This window comes from Micrococcus sp. KRD077, from assembly GCF_017168505.1.
In the GTDB taxonomy this organism is placed as follows: Bacteria; Actinomycetota; Actinomycetes; order Actinomycetales; family Micrococcaceae; genus Micrococcus; species Micrococcus luteus.
The window spans coordinates 64,007-66,186 of sequence record NZ_JABFAZ010000041.1 but is presented as its reverse complement, the minus strand read 5'-3'; the positions used below and the strand labels follow the sequence as shown (position 1 = coordinate 66,186).

General features: G+C 67.4%; 2 protein-coding genes. Both read left to right on the top strand.

What is annotated here, in order from left to right; translation table 11 throughout:
• The first annotated feature begins 52 nt into the window (after nt 1–52).
• Nucleotides 53–1,060, top strand: a complete 1,008-nt coding sequence (locus tag J1M39_RS10375) for an IS481 family transposase (RefSeq protein WP_206496756.1) — start codon at nt 53–55, stop codon at nt 1,058–1,060.
• 112 nt (nt 1,061–1,172) lie between these two features.
• Nucleotides 1,173–2,180 carry an IS481 family transposase gene (locus tag J1M39_RS10370; protein ID WP_152744246.1) on the top strand — a complete coding sequence of 336 codons (1,008 nt, stop codon included), beginning with the start codon at nt 1,173–1,175 and terminating at the stop codon, nt 2,178–2,180.

Below are 2,180 nucleotides of genomic sequence, written 5' to 3'. Positions count from 1 at the left end.
CCCCGCAGGATGGAAGTTCCTCAACAACCCACCTGCCCGAAAAGACCCACTCATGACTCACGCTAACGCACCCCTGACCCCCACTGGCCGTCTCAGGATGGTCCACCGCCACCTGCACGACGGGATCCCACAAGCGCACGTGGCCGCCGAGTTCCGGGTGAGCCGGCCCACGGTGGCCACCTGGGTCGCCCGCTACCGCGCCCAGGGAGAAGCCGGCCTTCAGGACCTGCCCAGCCGGCCGCACCGTTCACCTGCCCAGCTCGATCCGGTCCTGGTCGCCCAGATCCACGCCCTGCGGCGGGAGCGCAAGTGGTCCGCACGGCGCATCCATCACCACCTCGTCTCTGAAGGCCACCGGGTGTGTCTTCGTACCGTGGGACGGTGGCTGCACCGACTCGGGATCTCCCGCCTACGGGACCTGACCCCGGCCGGAGAAGACCTGCGCCAACGACCCCAGAAGATCACCGCGAGAGGGCCGGGGCACATGGTGCACCTGGACGTGAAGAAGATCGGGAAGATCCCTGACGGGGGCGGCTGGCGTGCTCACGGACGGGACTCCGAGAACGCGCGAGCGGCCAAACGCGGGCCTGGCCGACGGGTCGGGTACACCTACCTGCACTCGGCGATCGACGGGTACACCCGCCTGGCCTACACCGAAGCGTTGGAGGACGAGAAGGCGGTGACCACGATCGGGTTCTTCTGCCGGGCGAGGGCGTTCTTCGCCGCCCACGGCATCACCGTGGACCGGGTGATCACGGACAACGGGAACAACTACCGGGCCGTGGACTTCACCGCGAAGGTGGTCTCGCTCGGGGGCCGGCACCACCGGATCCGCCCCTACACCCCGCGCCATAACGGGAAGGTCGAACGGTACAACCGGCTGATGGTCGATGAGGTCCTCTACGCCCGCCCGTACTCCTCAGAGCAAGCTCGGCGTGAGGCCCTGCAGGTGTGGGTGAACCACTACAACTACCATCGGCCTCATACCTCCTGCGGGGACGCCCCGCCAACCTCGTTGGCCCCGGCACGAGTCAACAACGTCATGACCTCTTACACCTAGTGTTGTGGGGCATGAGGTTCTTGACATGGGTGCCGGGCTGAGATGAGACGAGCGGACCTCTCCCGCAGGATGGAAGTTCCTCAACAACCCACCTGCCAGAAGAGACCCGCTCATGACTCACGCTAACGCACCCCTGACCCCCACTGGCCGTCTCAGGATGGTCCAACGCCACCTGCACGACGGGATCCCGCAGGCACACGTGGCAGCCGAGTTCCGGGTGAGCCGGCCCACGGTGGCCACCTGGGTGGCCCGCTACCGCGCCCAGGGAGAAGCCGGCCTTCAGGACCTGCCCAGCCGGCCGCACCGTTCACCTGCCCAGCTCGATCCGGTCTTGGTCGCCCAGATCCACGCCCTGCGGCGGGAGCGCAAGTGGTCCGCACGGCGCATCCATCACCACCTCGTCTCCGAGGGCCACCGGGTGTGTCTTCGTACCGTGGGACGGTGGCTGCACCGGGCCGGGATCTCCCGCCTACGGGACCTGACCCCGGCCGGAGAAGACCTGCGCCAACGACCCCAGAAGATCACCGCGAGAGGGCCGGGGCACATGGTGCACCTGGATGTGAAGAAGATCGGGAAGATCCCAGACGGGGGCGGCTGGCGTGCTCACGGACGTGACAGTGAAGCAGGCCGTGCTTCCAAGCGCGGGCCTGGCCGGCGGGTCGGCTACACCTATCTGCACTCGGCGATCGACGGGTTCACCCGGCTGGCCTACACCGAGGCGTTGGAGGACGAGCGGGCGGCCACGACCGTGAGCTTCTACTGCCGGGCGAGGGCGTTCTTCGCCGCGCACGGCATCACCGTGGACCGGGTGATCACGGACAACGGAAACAACTACCGGGCCGTGGACTTCACCGCGAAGGTGGTCTCGCTCGGGGGCCGGCACCACCGGATCCGCCCCTACACCCCGCGCCATAACGGGAAGGTGGAGAGGTACAACCGGCTGATGGTGGACGAGGTCCTCTACGCCCGCCCGTACTCCTCAGAGCAAGCTCGGCGTGAGGCCCTGGCGGTGTGGGTGAACCACTACAACTACCATCGGCCTCATACCTCCTGCGGAGACGCTCCTCCGGCCTCACTGGCACCGACCCGAGTCAACAACGTCATGCCCTCCTACACCTAG